This is a genomic window from Kitasatospora sp. NPDC101447, assembly GCF_044767225.1.
In the GTDB taxonomy this organism is placed as follows: domain Bacteria; phylum Actinomycetota; class Actinomycetes; order Streptomycetales; family Streptomycetaceae; genus Kitasatospora.
Genome location: NZ_JBIWNL010000021.1, coordinates 132575 through 147898, shown reverse-complemented (window position 1 = coordinate 147898; position 15324 = coordinate 132575). Strand labels below are relative to the sequence as shown.

Here is a 15324-nt window from a genome sequence, read left to right as displayed (position 1 = left end):
TCGGACCGCCTTCCAGCGGACCCTCCGGGCTTCGTTCTTTCGTGTTTCCAGCTTATCAGACGTTTTCCGCTCCGTTTTCCGGAGTTTCATTCATCGGATTCGCTTTCCGCTTTGTCACCCCGGTCTCCCGCGGCGACTCCGGAACTGTACGGGGACCGGCCCACCACATGCAAATCGCCCCCGCCCGGGAGTCCGGGCGGGGGCGATCCGGGCCGGTCACGACCGATCAGCGGACCTCGGTGATCTCCGGACCGCGCGCGAACGGGTCGAGCGAGGTGCCGCCGAAGCGGTTGTCGCCCTCACCGGCGGTGGCGGCCGCCCCACCACCGTCGGCCACCATCTGGGCGTCCTCGGGAAGCTTCAGCACGATCGGGTCGCGCGGAGCCATCGGGGCCTCGCCGCGGACGACGACCGTCTGACGGAAGACCTGCTCCAGGATCCCGGCCATCTCCGGCTGCACCGCGGCCTGACCCGAGATCACGCCGCGCAGGAACCAGCGCGGACCGTCGCAGCCGACGAACCGCACCAGCTGGACACCCTGGGTGCCGTCCGGCAGCTGCACCGGGACCTGGGCGCGGAGGTGCCAGCCGAGCGGGCCCTCCTCCTCCTCGATGAGGCCGCCCTGCGAGGTGATGCCGTTGGCGATCTCCTCGCGGACCTCACCCCAGATGCCCTCGGACTTCGGGGCCGCGAAGGCCTGGAGCTGGATGGCGCTGTTGCCGAGCACGAGGGTGGCGGCCACGATCGCGTCACCGGCGACCTCGACGCGCAGCTCCATGCCCTCGACACCGGGGACCAGCAGACCCCCGAGGTCGACTCGCCCCTCCTCGGGGTTCTCCAGCTCCGAGTGGTCCCACGGACCGTCCGGCCGGGGAGCCGGCGGCAGGCCGACCCTGTCGGCCGGGTCCAGCTCGGTCACGTTCTCGCTCTCGGCGGAACCTTCGACGTCATCGGCCGTCTCGTCGGCGCTGATGGCGTCGTCGGCGAGCTGCTCGACAGCGTCCTCGCTCTTCTGGCGACGACGGAACACGGTCACTGTCCTTCCCGGTCCAAGACCGATGCGAATACCTGCTCGGCTTCCTGCGAGGCCGCGGGCATGCTAGACCGCGGCATGGCCGCCGGTCGACCCGAACCCACCCTCGGCGCGTGCCGACCCGGGCAGCTCCTCCACCTCGTGGAAGCGGGCCTTCTCGACCTGCTGGATGACCAGCTGGGCGATCCGGTCCCCTCGGCGGAAGCTGACTCCCTCGCGCGGGTCCAGATTGACGACGATCACCTTGATCTCTCCACGGTACCCGGCATCGACCGTCCCCGGGGCGTTCACGAGAGCAACTCCGCAACGAGCTGCGAGCCCGGAGCGGGGGTGGACGAAGGCCGCGTAGCCGTCCGGGAGGGCGATGGCGACGCCGGTGGGCAGCACGACCCGCTCGCCGGGGGCCAGCTCGGCGTCGACGGTGGTGCGCAGGTCGGCGCCGGCGTCCCCGGGCTGCGCGTAGGCGGGCAGCGGCAGCTCGGGGTCGATGCGCTTGATCAGGACGTCCAGCTGCGGGCGGGGGGTGTCGCTCAAGGGTTCACCTCAAAGGCTCGTGCGCGCTTCATCAGATCCGGGTCGTCGAGGACCCTGTCGATGTCCTCGGCACGACCGTGCGTGGTGAAGTGTTCCAGCTTCACCTGGATGAAGAGCGCCTGAGCGCGTACCGCGACCGGCCCGTCCGGCCCGCCGATCCGCGCCTCGGCGGCGCTGTAGATCTTGCGGCCGTGCACGCCGGTGATCCAGGCACGCAGGTGCAGCACCGAGTCGACCGGCACCGGGGAGAGGAAGTCGGTCTCCAGCCGGCCGGTCACGGCGGGGGCGTGCAGCAGCCAGTTGAGCGTGCCGAGGGTCTCGTCCATGGCGGTGGTGAGCACCCCGCCGTGGGCCAGGCCGGGACCGCCCTGGTGGACGTCCCGGACGGTGAACTCGGCCGTGACGTCGAGTCCCTCGCCGGCGACCGCGTCGATCCGCAGGCCGCCGGGGTGCTGCGGGCCGCAGCCGAAGCAGTGCTCGTAGTGGGAGCCGAGCCGGGTGCCGGGGGCCGGCGCCTCGGGGGCGCGCGGCGGCAGGACGGCGTCCGGCGGCGGGGTCGTCGGGGACGGCGGCATCGCGGGCGTCGGCCGGCCGTCGGGGGCGGTGGGGGCTGTCGTACCGGTCACGGTGCCCAACCCTACCGAGGGGTAGGTGGGCCCCGGGTGGGGGTGGCGTCCCGTGCCCGGCGTCAGGGCGACCACAATGGGGGCATGTACGACGAACGCCTCACGGTGCCGCGCTCCTGGTGGCTGCTCCCGGTCGCAGTGGGCCTCACGCTCGCGCTGATCCTGATCCGGGTCAGCGGCCCGGCCGCGCTGGTCGGACTGGTGGCCGGCATCGCCGCCGGCGCCGTCGCGATCAGCAGCTACGGCTCGGCCCGGATCCGCGTGGTCCAGGGCTCGCTGGTCGCCGGACCGGCCCGGATCCCGGTGGACGCGCTCGGCACCGCGCAGGCGCTGAGCCCCGCCGAGGCGGCGGCCTGGCGCGGCCCGAAGGCCGATCCGCGCGCCTTCATGCTGCTGCGCAGCTACGTCCCGACGGCGCTGCGGGTCGAGGTGAGCGACCCGGCCGACCCGACGCCGTACCTCTATCTGTCGACCCGCTCGCCGATGAAGCTGGCGGAGGCGCTGGAGGAGGCCCGGCGGGGCGCCCGCACCTGAGCGGGCGGGCGCGGGGCCCCGCGGGGCCCGGACGAGACCGGAAAACGGAGAGGGACGGTTCCGCTGCTGCGGGACCGTCCCTACGACTTCGTACGGGCCGACGCGTCGGCCGACTCCGTCCTACCGGGCCCGTCCGTGAGGACGGCCCCCGGAACTGCCGTCCGGCCCCGCTGCCCGGGGCCGGAAGGAGCGGTGTGCCGGTCCCGCGGGAGCCGCGGGCACCGGGCCCTGTCCGCCGCGGTGCTCAGGCGCCGCAGTCCCGGCAGATCGGGTTGCCGTTCTTCTCGCTGTAGAGCTGGCTGCGGTGGTGGACCAGGAAGCAGCTCATGCAGGTGAACTCGTCGGCCTGCTTCGGCAGCACCCGAACGGCGAGCTCCTCGTTCGAGAGGTCGGCGCCGGGCAGCTCCATGCCCTCGGCGGCGTCGAACTCGTCGACGTCGACGGAGCCGCCGCCCTTGTCGTTCCGCCGAGCCTTGAGTTCCTCGATGCTGTCTTCGTTGAGCTCGTCGTCGGTCTTGCGTGGGGTGTCGTAGTCGGTTGCCATTTTTCGCTCTCCCCCTCCGGGTTGTGCGGTGTGTGCGGTATCTCCAGCGCACGTAACGCATGGGGGGTCGGTCTTGTGCCCGACCCGAGGCGGAGATTTTGCCTTACTTCAAGCCCTGTTACTCAATCGACACTCAGCCGGGGGTCCATCGGGGTGATCCCCGGGGCTGTGGAAGGCCTCACGCTGGGCCATCGCCGCCCCTTCCCGGGCCCGGCGAACCATACACGCACAGTGAGCAAGGATGGCGCGGATACCCGCCCGAACCCTTGCCCACCGGGGCTTCCGACCGATCCGACAGGTCCGCACGGGCCCGGAATCCGGTCACGGAAAGCGATCGGCACACCCGACCGGGTGATCACTCTCCGGGGTTGACCGACACCGTGGAGCGACACGGTGTGAGCTTGGTCACGTTCAGAATCTTCCGGGGCAAACCACGGAAAATCCACCCACTCCGACCGCTCGCGGGAGCGCCCTACTCGGCGCTGCGCCGGGCCGCCCGACGGGCCTGCACCGCGGCCTGGCGCTCCTCGAACTTCCGCGCCTGCGAGTCCAGCCCGTCCAGGAAGACGCCCAGCTCGTTCTGGGCCAGCACGCCCTCCGGGCCCAGGCCGCCGATCTCCATCACCTTGAGGTTGCGCAGCACCGGCTGCAGCACGTCGTCGTGGTGGATGCGCAGGTTGTACACCCCGCCGAGGGCGATCTGCGCGGCGGCGCGCTCGAAGCCGGGGATGCCGTGGCCGGGCATGCGGAAGTCCGTGACCACGTCGGCGATGGCCCGCATGGCCTGGTCGGGGGCGATCTCCAGGGCGGCCTTCAGCAGGTTCCGGTAGAAGACCATGTGCAGGTTCTCGTCGTTGGCGATCTTCGCCAGGAGCTGCTCGCAGAGCGGGTCCCCGGCGTACTTGCCGGTGTTGCGGTGCGCGATGCGGGTGGCGAGCTCCTGGAAGGCCACGTACGCGACGGAGTGCAGCATGCTGTGCGCGTTGTCGGACTCGAAGCCCTCGGACATGTGGTTCATCCGGGCCCGCTCCAGCTCCACCGGGTCGACGGCCCGGGTGGCGAGCAGGTAGTCGCGGATGGCTATGCCGTGGCGGCCCTCCTCGGCCGTCCAGCGGTGCACCCAGGTGCCCCAGGCGCCCTCGCGGCCGAACATGGTCGCGATCTCGTGGTGGTAGCTGGGGAGGTTGTCCTCGGTCAGCAGGTTCACCACCAGCGAGACGCGGCCCAGCGCGGTCACCTGCGACTGGTCGAGGGACCAGGCCTCGCCGCCCAGCACGCCGTCGAAGTCGCGGCCCTGGCTCCACGGGACGAACTCGTGGGGCATCCACTCCTTGGCCACGGCCAGGTGGCGGTTGAGCTCCTTCTCCACGACCTCTTCGAGGGCCAGGATCAGCCGCGCGTCGGTCCAGCCGCTCGATCCGAGCGAGGTGCTGCTCTGCACAGGGGCGATGGTCACGGGCTTGCTCCTGGGGGACGGCACGCGCGGGGACGGGCGCGTAGGGCGGGCACACGTCGTGCGATGTCGGCGGGCGCACCGACGGTCGCACTTACGGTTGCGTAGGTTACGACACCGTAAGTTGCTCGGGCCACAAAAGACAAGCCGCCCCCGCCAGGCCTTATGTCGTCTTGACGGCCTGACGGGGGCGGCTCGCTCTTCCTGCCTGCTCCGGGCGGGGAACCTACGGTGAGGGGATGCGGACCCGCATGGTGAGTCCCCCGCCGGCGCGCGCGGTGGCCTCGATGGTGCCGCCGTGGGCGCGCACCACCGAGCGGACGATGGACAGGCCGAGTCCGACCCCCTTGTCGCTGCGGGTGCGGTCGGCGCCCTTGACCCGGCGGAACGGCTCGAAGATGTGCTCCAGCTCGTACCCCGGCACCACCGGGCCGGTGTTGGAGACCACCAGCTCGCCGCCGCCCGGCACCTCGGCGGTGGCCAGCTCGACCCAGCCGCCCGCGGTGTTGTACCGCACCGCGTTCTGCAGCAGGTTGAGCGCCAGCCGCTCCAGCAGCACGCCGTTGCCCCCGACCACGGCCGGATCGAGCTTCGAGCGCAGCTCGACCTCGCGCTTGTCCGCCTCGGAGCGGGTCTGCTCCAGCGCCCGGGTGGCCACCTCGGACAGCTCCACCGGGCGGCGGTCGGTCAGCTCGTTCTCGCTGCGGGCGAGCAGCAGCAGGCCCTCGACCAGCTGCTCGCTGCGCTCGTTGGTGGCCAGCAGGGTCTTGCCCAGCTGTTGCAGGTCGGGCGAGGCGGCCGGGTCGGAGAGCTGGACCTCCAGCAGCGTGCGGTTGATCGCGAGCGGGGTGCGCAGCTCGTGCGAGGCGTTGGCGACGAAGCGGCGCTGGGAGTCGAAGGAGCGGTCCAGCCGGTCCAGCATGTCGTCGAAGGTGTCGGCGAGCTCCTTGAGCTCGTCGTCCGGGCCGTCCAGCTCGATCCGGCGGTGCAGGTCGGAGGAGGCGACGTCGCGGGCGGTGCGGGTGATCCGGCCGAGCGGGCGCAGCACCCGGCCGGCCAGGGCGTAGCCGGCCACGAAGGCGATCACGGCGAGGCAGACCAGCACCGTGAGCGACTTGCGCAGCAGGGTGTTCAGGGCGACGGTGGAGGCCGCCTCGTGCCGGCCGGCGAGCAGCGCGTTGAGCTGCTCGCTGGACATCTGGACACCGTTGACCATGAAGGTGGAGGAGGCGCCGCTGGGGGTGACCACGGTGAAGTTCAGCTGCGGCGGCGAGACGTAGTCCAGGGCCTGCCGGACGAAGAAGTACATCAGCAGCAGGAGGACCACGCCGGCCATCAGGAACATCCCGCCGTAGAGCAGGGTGAGGCGGATGCGGATGGTCGGGCGGAAGGGCAGCCAGGCGAGCATGCCGTCGCCCGGGACGTACGTCGTGTCGTTGCGCGACGGGTTCGACCGGGAGCCGCGCGGCGGGTGCAGGGGCTTGGGCGGTACGGCGCGCGGGCCGCCGGCGGGCGCGCCGGAGGGCCCGCCGGCCGGGGGCGGGGTGGTCATGATCGTCCTCTCGGGGCGTCCGCCGGGGGCGGGCGCGGGGTGGGTGGAGTCCTCGGGGCGGATTCCGGTCAGATCCGGTAGCCGGAGCCCGGCACGGTGACGATCACCGGCGGGTCGCCGAGCTTGCGGCGCAGCGTCATCACGGTGACGCGCACGACGTTGGTGAACGGGTCGGTGTGCTCGTCCCAGGCCTTCTCCAGCAGCTGCTCGGCGGAGACGACGGCGCCGCCGGCCCGCATCAGCACCTCCAGGACGGCGAACTCCTTGGGGGCGAGCTGGACGGTGCGTCCGTCGCGGATCACCTCGCGCCGGCCGGGGTCGAGCGAGATGCCGGCGCGCTCCAGCACCGGGGGCAGCGGGATGGTCGCGCGGCGCCCCAGCGCCCTTACCCGGGCGACGAGTTCGCTGAAGGCGAACGGCTTCGGAAGGTAGTCGTCCGCGCCGATCTCCAGGCCCTCGACCCGGTCGCTGATGTCGCCGGAGGCGGTCAGCATGATCACCCGGGTCGCCAGGCCCTGCTCGACCACCTTGCGGCAGACGTCGTCGCCGTGGACCAGCGGGAGGTCGCGGTCCAGGACCACCACGTCGTAGTCGTTGACCGCGATGCGCTGGAGCGCGGCCTCCCCGTCGTACACCACGTCGACGGCCATCGCCTCGCGGCGCAGGCCGGTCGCGACGGCCTCGGCAAGCAGCTGCTCGTCCTCGACGACGAGAACCCGCACGGTCGTTGTCCCTTCTCCAGGCCGGCCCCGGAAGCGGACGCGCGGCTCCGACGGTGCCTCCATCCTGCCTGGTCCTGCGGTAAAGCAGCGATAAGCTGCCACTCGGGCACGGGTCCCGGGTCCGCGGCGATGACCGTTCGTGTCGGTATCACTCCGCTTGGACTGTGACACGGGCAACTTTCTTCCGCCCGGAGGTTTCCCGGCCCCCACCCGGGGGAGGACAGCTGCACACCCGCGATCTGGCTGTTGGCCGGTCGCACCCACCCGCCGTGCGTTTCGTCCGCGCCGGCCCTGGGGTTGGGACATCACCGGGAGCGGCCGCAAGCCGTCTCCGCGTCCGACCGGAGAACCACCGTTTCCGGCCTGGGCGCTTTCACCGGCTGGACCTTCCTCGGGGCGGAGAACGCACGACCGTGCACGTCCGACACAGTAAGGGGGCCCGTATGGACGCCTTCAAGGCCGGAATCCTGCAGCGCATAGCCAACGCCGAGCAGGACCTGCACCGCGCGATCGAGGCCGGGGACGAGTTCCTCGCCGAGGTGGAGCAGTCCGAGCTGGACGACCTCCGCCGACTCGCCGCCGAACACGGCGTGGACACGGTGCTGGAGCGCCACCGCACCGCTGCCTGACCCGTTCGGCACCACCGACCCGTCGCCGGCACTCCGGCACCTGCGGCCCTGCGGGGGCCGTGCGAAACCCAGGCCCTGGCATCCCCCGTATGTCAGGGCTCTTCGCATGTCCGGGGCCGCCCGAGGGCCCTTCGCCGGACCAGGGCCGCCCGAGGGCCCGGTACGGCCGGTCCGGGCCCGCGGGGCCGGACCGGCCGGAGCCGGTCGGTCCGCCCTCAGTCCGCCCAGGCGCGCAGCGCGGCCAGGCGCTCCTGCAGCGGCTCGTACACGCCCGGGGCGGCGGCCACGGTCAGCTCGCGGTCCGGTCCGTGCCCGGGGCGGCCGCCGGTCAGGGCGCCGGCCTCGGCGGCGATCAGGCAGCCGGCGGCGCGGTCCCAGGGGGCGAGGCCGCGCTCGTAGTAGCCGTCCAGCCGCCCGGCCGCGACGTCGCACAGGTCGACCGCCGCCGCCCCGCCCCGGCGGATGTCCCGCACCTCGGGCATCAGTGCCAGCAGGACCTCGGCCTGGCGCACCCGCACCGACTGGACGTAGTTGAACCCGGTGGCGATCAGCGCCTGGCCCCACGGCGGGGCCTGGCGGGCCGAGAGCGGCCGGCCGTTCAGTCGGGCACCGCGGCCCAGAACGGCGTGGAACAGCTCGTCGCGCGCCGGGGCGTACACCACGCCCACGACCGCCCGGCCGTCCACCTCGGCGGCCACGCTGACCGCCCAGGAGGGCAGCCCGTACAGGTAGTTGACCGTGCCGTCGAGCGGGTCCACGACCCAGCGGACCCCGCTGGTGCCGGGCCGTTCGGCGCCCTCCTCGCCGAGGTAGCCGTCGGCCGGGCGGCGGTCGGTGATCAGCTCCAGCACGAGCTTCTCGGAGGCGAGGTCCATCTCGGTGACGACGTCGACCGGGCTGCTCTTGGTGCCGGCCACGCCGAGGTCGGCCGGGCGGCCGTCGCGCAGCAGGATGCCGGCCTGCCGGGCCGCGTCCAGGGCGACGTCCAGCAGGTCGTCGAGGAGCCGGTCGTCGGGCTGGGCGGGGGCGGTCACGGGATTCTCCTCCGTAGCGGCGGGAACGTCGGGTCGGGCGGGTTCAGCGCTCGGCGACGGCCGGGCGCGGGGCGCGCGGGTTGGGGCAGCAGGCGATCGCGCACACGTCGTGGCCGGGGCCCAGCGCGCCGAGGGCGCAGCGGGTCACGTCCTCGCCGCGTTCGGTGGCGGCCCGCTCCAGGACGAGGTCGCGGACGGCGGCGGTGAACCGGGGGTCGGCGCCGACGGTGGCCGCGCGGGCCACCGGCAGGCCGAGTTCGGCGGCCTTGGCGACGGCCTCGGTGTCGAGGTCGTACTTGACCTCCATGTGGTCGGAGACGAAGCCGATCGGGACCATCACCACGGCGGGCGCGCCCTCGGCCTGCCGGGCCTCCAGGTGGTCGCAGATGTCCGGTTCCAGCCACGGGGTGTGCGGGGCTCCGCTGCGGCTCTGGAACACCAGCGCCCAGGGCCGGTCGGCGACGCCGGTGCGCTCGGCGACGGCCGCGACGATCAGCCGGGCCACGTCCAGGTGCTGGGCGACGTACGCGCCGCCCGGCGTGCCGCGGGCCGGGTCGTCCGGGGCTCCCGAGGTCTCGGCCATGGTGTCCGGGATCGAGTGCGTGGTGAACGCCAGCCGGGCGCCGGCCCGGACGGCCTCGGGCAGCTCCGCCAGCGCGGCCAGGGTGGCGTCGATCATCGGCTCGACGAAGCCGGGGTGGTTGTGGAAGTGCCGCAGCTTGTCGACCCGCAGGGGAGGCACGCCCTCCTCCGCCAGGGCGGCCAGCGCGTCGGAGAGGTTCTCCCGGTACTGTCGGCAGCCCGAGTAACCGGCGTAGGCGCTGGTGGCGAGCACGGCGATCCGGCGGTGCCCGTCGGCCGCCATCTCCCGCAGGGTGTCGACCAGGTAGGGCGCCCAGTTCCGGTTGCCCCAGTAGACCGGCAGGTCCAGCCCGTGCTCGGCGAAGTCCTTGCGCAGCCCGGCGAGCAGTTCGCGGTTCTGCTCGTTGATCGGACTGACCCCGCCGAACATGAAGTAGTGCTTGCCCACCTCCTTCAGCCGTTCCTTGGGGATCCCGCGGCCGCGGGTGACGTTCTCCAGGAACGGGACGACCTCCTCGGGGGCCTCGGGCCCGCCGAAGGACAGGAGCAGCAGGGCGTCGTACGGAGCGGCGCCGGAGGGAGCGGGTTTGCGCGCGTCGGACATGGCACCGATCCTGCCACTGAGGGGCCGGGCGACGGCGCCGGGGCCGCGTCGGCGTCCGGAAAATACCGTTTGCCAACCTACGTAAGCTGTGTTGGCCAGCCTTGTTCCTTACCCAGACGGAGACTCCCCGTGCTGTCCAGCTACCGCCGGATATTCGCCGCCCCCGGCACTCTGGCCTTCTCCTCTGCCGGGTTCCTGGCCCGTCTGCCGATCTCCATGGCCGGGATCGGCATCGTGACCATGCTCTCCCAGCTGACGGGGTCGTACGGGCTGGCCGGCGCGGTCTCGGCGACGATGGCCGTCGCAGCCGCGGCACTCGGCCCGGCGGTCTCCTGGCTGGTCGACCGGCGCGGGCAGCGCCGCGTCGCGCTCCCCGCCACCGCGATCACCGTCGCCGCCGCGACCGGACTCCTGCTCTGCGCCCATTTCCACGCGCCGTCCTGGGCCCTCTTCCTCTTCGCCGTCGGCCTCGGCGTCATGCCCAGCGCCGGCGCCATGGTCCGCGCCCGCTGGGCCCACCTCTACCGCGACGACGCCGCCAAGCTGCACACCGCGTACTCCTTCGAGGCCGTCGTCGACGAGGTCTGCTTCATCGTCGGCCCGATCCTCGCCATCGGCCTGGCCACCAACGTCTTCCCCGAGTCCGGCCTGCTGGTGGCCGTCGTCGCGCTCGCCGTCGGCATCGCCCTGTTCACCGCCCAGCGGCGCACCGAACCGCCGGTCCACCCGGCATCGGCCCACAGCGGCGGCAGCGCCATCCTCAACGGCGGTCTGGTCGTGCTGGTGCTGACCTTCGTCGCCACCGGTGCGATCTTCGGCTCGGTCGAGATCGTCACCGTCGCCTTCGCCGACGCCCAGGGGCACAAGGGGCTCTCCAGCGTCGTCCTCGCCGTCTGGGCGTTCGGCTCCGGCCTGGCCGGCGTCGTCTACGGCGCGCTCAAGCCCAGGACCCCGCTGGCCACCCGCTTCTTCGTCGGCGTGGTGATGATGGCGCTGAGCATGATCCCCATCCTGCTCGTCGCCTCCACCGTGCACGGCGTCGGCGGGCTGATCGCGGCCGGCGCCGCCCTGCTGGTCGCGGGGGTCGCCATCTCCCCCACCCTGATCTCCGCGATGGCCCTGGTCGAGCGGCTCGTCCCGGCCGCCAAGCTCACCGAGGGCATGGCCTGGACCACCACCGGCCTCGCCCTCGGCGTGGCCCTCGGCTCCTCGATCGGCGGCTGGGTGGTCGACGCCTCCGGCGCCCCGGCCGGCTACTGGGTCCCGCTGGCCGCCGGCGCCCTCGGGGTGCTCGTCGCACTGACCGGGCTCCGGCGCCTGCGCTCCGGAGTCGCCGCGAACGAGCCCGCCGAATCGGCCGATCGACCCGTAGACGTCGAACGGTGAACTGACTAATCTCTCGCCCTACCCATGGGCCTACCCGTGGGTAGGGCGGCCGCGCCGCCCCGGACCGCGCCGACCCGTTCGGCCACGGAGCAGGAGGCAGCGCAATGCCCCAGGCCAGTACCGCGACCCGCACCCGGTGGACCAACTGGGCCGGCAACCAGAGCGCCGAGCCCGCCCGGTCCGCCGCCCCCGGCACCGCGGAGGAACTGGCCAGGGAGATCCTGCGCGCCGCCGACCAGGGCCGCACGGTCAAGGCCGTCGGCTCCGGCCATTCCTTCACCTCGATCGCCTCCGCCGGTGACGGCGTCCAGATCCGCCCGCACGCGCTCACCGCCGTCCGCGAGATCGACCGCGAGGCGGGCACCGTCACCGTCGAGTCCGGCCTCCCGCTGCACCGCCTCAACCGGCTCCTCGCCGCCGAGGGCCTGTCCCTCACCAACATGGGCGACATCGAGGTCCAGACCGTCGCCGGCGCCACCAGCACCGGCACCCACGGCACCGGCCGCGACTCCGGCTCGCTCGCCGCCCAGATCCGCGCGCTGGAGATCGTCCTCGCGGACGGCTCCGTCAAGCGCTGCTCGCCCACCGAGAACCCCCGGCTCTTCCAGGGCGCCCGGCTCGGCCTCGGCGCCCTCGGCGTGATCACCGCGGTCACCTTCGGCGTCGAACCGGCCTTCCTGCTCACGGCGCACGAGCAGCCGATGGCCTTCGACGAGGTGCTGGAACGACTCGACGACCTCACCGCCGTCAACGAGCACTTCGAGTTCTACTGGTTCCCGCACACCGACCGCTGCGCCACCAAGCGCAACAACCGCAGCCAGGGCCCGGCCGCCCCGCTGCCCCGGTTCAAGGGGTGGCTGGAGGACGACTTCCTCTCCAACACCGTCTGGGAGGGCGCCTGCCGGGTCGGCCGGCGCTTCCCCGGTTCGATCCCCTCGATCGCGGCACTGGCCAGCCGCGCCTGGTCCGACCGCAGCTACACCGACACCGCGTACCGGGTGTTCACCAGCCCGCGCAAGGTCCGCTTCGTGGAGATGGAGTACGCGGTGCCGCGCGAGGCCGTCGGCGGGGTGCTGCGCGAGCTGAAGGCCCTGGTCGAGCGCTCCGACTGGAGGATCAGCTTCCCGGTCGAGGTGCGCTTCGCCCCCGCCGACGAGCTCTGGCTCTCCACCGCCTCCGGCCGGGACAGCGCCTACATCGCCGTCCACCTCTACCGGGGCACCGCCGACCAGGGCTACTTCACCGGCGTCGAACAGTTGATGACCGCCCATCAGGGCCGCCCGCACTGGGGCAAGCTGCACACCCGCGACGCCGAGTACCTGGCCGGCGTCTACCCGCACTTCGGCGACTTCACCGCACTGCGCGACGAGGTCGACCCGCAGCGGGTCTTCGGCAACGACTACCTGCGCCGGGTACTGGGGGCCTGATCCCCCCGGGGAGCCGGACCGACCCGGCCGGTTCGCCGGGGTCCCGCCGGTTCACCCGGAGTGCCGATCGGCTCGCCGGGGTCCCGGTCAGGTCGCCGGGGTCCCGGCCGCCGGCGACGGGGCCGCCGGCGCCCGGGTGGGCTCGTCCCCCGCCACGGGCGGCTGCGAGGTGGCCCCGCCCGTGGGCTTCCCGCTGTCCGCCGACGGGGAGGACCCGGCCGACGGGCTCGCGCTCGGGCCCGCCGAGGGCGAAGCCGTACCCGCGCCGGTGCTCGGGGTACCGCTCGGCTCCCGGCCCGGCCGCGTCGTCGCCGGAGCCGAGGCAGCACCGGACGGCGTCGCCGCCGGTCCGCGTGTGTCGCCCGGCGCCGGCCGCTGCGGCGGAGCGTCCTGCGGCTGCGCCAACCTGGGCGCCGCCGAGCCGCCGAAGGAGGTGCCGTTACCGGACTCGCCCTTGACCGTGGCCGACACCGGCTGCCCGGTCGCCAGTTCGAACGCCACGATCGGCGTCATCGCCACCACGAACACCAGCCCGGACACCGCCGCGTAGGTCTTCCAGGTCCACCGCCGGCGCGCCCGCACCACCTGCGGCTCGTTCCACTCCGCGGTCAGCACCGGCCGACGCGCCGACTGTTCCGACTGCTCCGACTCCACCGGCACCTGGCGCAGCGCGTTCGCCGTCTGGTTCGGCCCCCGGTCCACCACCTCGCGCAGTTGTTCACCGGTCCGCCTGAAGAGGTGCTGGAACACCGCGCCGCCGGTGGTGGCCCCGACACTCACCACCGCAGCGCCCAAGATCGTTCCGTACACGCCCAGTTCGGAGGCCAACAGCGCGCCCACGACGGCGGCCAGCGCGCTCGCCACGACCTGAGCCGCACTCAGATCGATCCGCCTGCGCTCCTCCTTGCCGCCCTCCTCGGCGGGGCTCCGCTCCGGCATCAACATCCCTCGGTCCGTACGACTGTTCCTCGAACAAGCCACTCCATCTTGCCCAAAGAAGGACACAAGGGACGAAAATGCGGTTCTGCACGCCCGGATTGTGTGAAGATGATCACCGTCCACCCGTCGGTGGTACGCCATCGGTGGTGCGTGCTCTTGAGATTCCCGTGAATCGCGGGAGACTTGAGCGGCGAGCCGCCCCTTCGGGTGCCACGAATGGAGTACTGTTCGTAAAGCCTGAGCCTTGGGTCGACTTGTCGACTGCGCCTTCACCGGCAGCTTGACGAAGAGCCACGGAACGGGCACGCACGGCGACGCCCGTCCCGGATCGTCGCGAACACTCCGCGTGCGAGGAGGGCCGGGACACCCAGGCGCGACGCCGACGGATGGCGTGGCAAAAAGGCAACCGTGCCACAGCGGCGCGCGCGGGCATGAGCCCGACACGCCGGGGAACTCAGCAAGGTTGTGGCCAGTCGCGAGTGGGCAGGCCACACTCAGTACGGGAGCAGCGACGCAGGTGACGTCGGCAGGCACCACCCGGGAGGTAAGCGTGCCCGAACTGCGGGTTGTGGCCGTCAGCAACGACGGCACACGGCTGGTGCTCAAGGCTGCCGACAGCACGGAGTACACCCTCCCCATCGACGAGCGGCTGCGCGCCGCCATCCGCGGCGACCGGCCGCGCCTCGGCCAGATCGAGATCGAGGTCGAGAGCCACCTGCGCCCGCGGGACATCCAGGCCCGGATACGAGCCGGTGCCTCCGCCGAGGAGGTCGCCCAGGCCGCCGGGATCTCCGTCGACCGCGTCCGCCGCTTCGAGGGTCCGGTCCTCGCCGAGCGCGCCTTCATGGCCGAGCGCGCCCGCAAGACCGCCATCCGCCGCAACGGCGAGTCCCCCGGCCCGCAGCTCGGCGAGGCCGTCGCCGAGCGCCTCGCGCTGCGCGGCGCCGAGAAGGACACCGAGCGCTGGGACTCCTGGCGCCGCGACGACGGCACCTGGGAGGTCATCCTCTCCTACCGGGCCGACGGCGAGGGCCGCAATGCCTCCTGGACGTACGACCCGCCCCGGCGCCTGGTCCAGCCCAACGACGACGAGGCCCGCGCGCTGATCGGCGAGAACGTCGAGCGCGAGGAGGAGTCGGTCTTCCCGTTCATCCCGCGGATCGCCCGGCTCCCCCAGGAGCGGCCGCCCCGCCCGATGATCGACCGGCCCTCGGCCGACCGCATCATGTCGGCCCGCGAGGTCCGCGAATCGCGGGAGGCCACCGCCGACGCCCGGGACTCGCTGACCAGCCTGCTCGACGTCGTCCCCGCCTTCCGCGGCGACCTCGCCGTCGGCGGCCCCACCCCGATCGAACCGGTGCCCGCCGAGGTCGCCGAGGAGAGCGAGGAGTCGGCCGCGGCCGCCGCCCCGGCGGTCGGCGCGGGCTCGGCCTACGCCGACATCCTGATGCCGCGCGCCGTCGCCCCGCACCGGGAGCGCCTGGTCGGCACCACCGACCGGCAGGCCGAGGCGGACGGCGTCCGGCCCGGGCGCCGGGCCACCGTGCCCAGCTGGGACGAGATCGTCTTCGGCAGCCGGCGCAAGAAGCAGGAATAGCAGCAGGACGCGGGGGGGGGGGGGGGGGGGGGGGGGGGGGGGCCCCCCCCGCCCGGCCGGGCGCGGGGGGGGGGGGCGCCCCCCCCCCCGGGCCCCGCCCCCGGGGGGGGGGGGGCCCCCCCCCCGCC

General features: G+C 73.1%; 14 protein-coding genes and 1 pseudogene. 5 read left to right on the top strand and 10 right to left on the bottom strand.

What is annotated here, in order from left to right; all coding sequences use genetic code 11:
- Window positions 1-226: 226 nt before the first annotated feature.
- The 3 genes and pseudogenes from ACIRST_RS26955 to ACIRST_RS26945 form a co-directional block, all read right to left on the bottom strand.
- On the bottom strand, window positions 227-1030 hold the full coding sequence (locus ACIRST_RS26955) for a DUF3710 domain-containing protein (RefSeq protein WP_350523311.1): 804 nt from the start codon (window positions 1028-1030) through the stop codon (window positions 227-229).
- A gap of 2 nt (window positions 1031-1032) precedes the next feature.
- Window positions 1033-1567 (bottom strand): annotated as a pseudogene (dut, locus tag ACIRST_RS26950) (dUTP diphosphatase).
- Window positions 1564-2142 (bottom strand): PaaI family thioesterase, encoded by a 579-nt coding sequence (locus ACIRST_RS26945; protein WP_402804930.1) that lies wholly within the window; start codon window positions 2140-2142, stop codon window positions 1564-1566. The pseudogene dut and the gene ACIRST_RS26945 overlap by 4 nt, the downstream one beginning before the upstream one ends.
- Window positions 2143-2277: 135 nt before the next feature.
- On the opposite strand from ACIRST_RS26945, the gene ACIRST_RS26940 reads away from it, so the two are divergent.
- Window positions 2278-2727 carry a DUF3093 domain-containing protein gene (locus ACIRST_RS26940; RefSeq protein WP_396549746.1) on the top strand — a complete coding sequence of 150 codons (450 nt, stop codon included), beginning with the start codon at window positions 2278-2280 and terminating at the stop codon, window positions 2725-2727.
- A 244-nt stretch (window positions 2728-2971) separates the two neighbouring features.
- Here ACIRST_RS26940 and ACIRST_RS26935 read toward each other — a convergent pair whose 3' ends face one another.
- The 4 genes from ACIRST_RS26935 to ACIRST_RS26920 form a co-directional block, all read right to left on the bottom strand.
- Window positions 2972-3271: a DUF4193 domain-containing protein gene (locus ACIRST_RS26935; protein ID WP_030057692.1), complete on the bottom strand. Its 300-nt coding sequence runs from the start codon at window positions 3269-3271 to the stop codon at window positions 2972-2974.
- 472 nt (window positions 3272-3743) lie between these two features.
- The gene (locus tag ACIRST_RS26930; RefSeq protein WP_396549744.1) at window positions 3744-4727 is read right to left on the bottom strand and encodes an acyl-ACP desaturase; all 984 of its coding nucleotides are present in this window, start codon (window positions 4725-4727) and stop codon (window positions 3744-3746) included.
- A gap of 223 nt (window positions 4728-4950) precedes the next feature.
- Window positions 4951-6276, bottom strand: coding sequence for a HAMP domain-containing sensor histidine kinase (locus ACIRST_RS26925; RefSeq protein WP_350523315.1), 1326 nt, complete (start codon window positions 6274-6276; stop codon window positions 4951-4953).
- A gap of 68 nt (window positions 6277-6344) precedes the next feature.
- Complete coding sequence (locus tag ACIRST_RS26920) at window positions 6345-6998, bottom strand: response regulator transcription factor (protein ID WP_030057689.1); 654 nt, start codon at window positions 6996-6998, stop codon at window positions 6345-6347.
- Between the two features lie 443 nt (window positions 6999-7441).
- Between ACIRST_RS26920 and ACIRST_RS26915 the strand changes: the two genes are divergently transcribed.
- On the top strand, window positions 7442-7627 hold the full coding sequence (locus ACIRST_RS26915; RefSeq protein WP_030057688.1) for a hypothetical protein: 186 nt from the start codon (window positions 7442-7444) through the stop codon (window positions 7625-7627).
- A gap of 215 nt (window positions 7628-7842) precedes the next feature.
- Here ACIRST_RS26915 and ACIRST_RS26910 read toward each other — a convergent pair whose 3' ends face one another.
- Complete coding sequence (locus tag ACIRST_RS26910; RefSeq protein WP_350523316.1) at window positions 7843-8661, bottom strand: inositol monophosphatase family protein; 819 nt, start codon at window positions 8659-8661, stop codon at window positions 7843-7845.
- Between the two features lie 43 nt (window positions 8662-8704).
- Entirely contained in the window at window positions 8705-9847 is a 1143-nt protein-coding gene (locus tag ACIRST_RS26905) for a ferrochelatase (RefSeq protein WP_350523317.1), read from the bottom strand.
- A 129-nt stretch (window positions 9848-9976) separates the two neighbouring features.
- Here ACIRST_RS26905 and ACIRST_RS26900 point away from each other — a divergent pair, with 129 nt between their 5' ends.
- Together ACIRST_RS26900 and ACIRST_RS26895 are read left to right on the top strand one after the other, a co-directional pair.
- The gene (locus ACIRST_RS26900; RefSeq protein ID WP_350523318.1) at window positions 9977-11233 is read left to right on the top strand and encodes an MFS transporter; all 1257 of its coding nucleotides are present in this window, start codon (window positions 9977-9979) and stop codon (window positions 11231-11233) included.
- A 104-nt stretch (window positions 11234-11337) separates the two neighbouring features.
- Entirely contained in the window at window positions 11338-12660 is a 1323-nt protein-coding gene (locus ACIRST_RS26895; protein ID WP_350523319.1) for a D-arabinono-1,4-lactone oxidase, read from the top strand.
- An 87-nt stretch (window positions 12661-12747) separates the two neighbouring features.
- On the opposite strand, the gene ACIRST_RS26890 is transcribed toward ACIRST_RS26895, so the two are convergent.
- Entirely contained in the window at window positions 12748-13599 is an 852-nt protein-coding gene (locus ACIRST_RS26890) for a hypothetical protein (protein ID WP_402804914.1), read from the bottom strand.
- Window positions 13600-14116: 517 nt separating this feature from the next.
- Between ACIRST_RS26890 and sepH the strand changes: the two genes are divergently transcribed.
- Window positions 14117-15196 carry a septation protein SepH gene (gene sepH, locus ACIRST_RS26885; protein WP_402804912.1) on the top strand — a complete coding sequence of 360 codons (1080 nt, stop codon included), beginning with the start codon at window positions 14117-14119 and terminating at the stop codon, window positions 15194-15196.
- The last annotated feature ends 128 nt before the right edge of the window (window positions 15197-15324 follow it).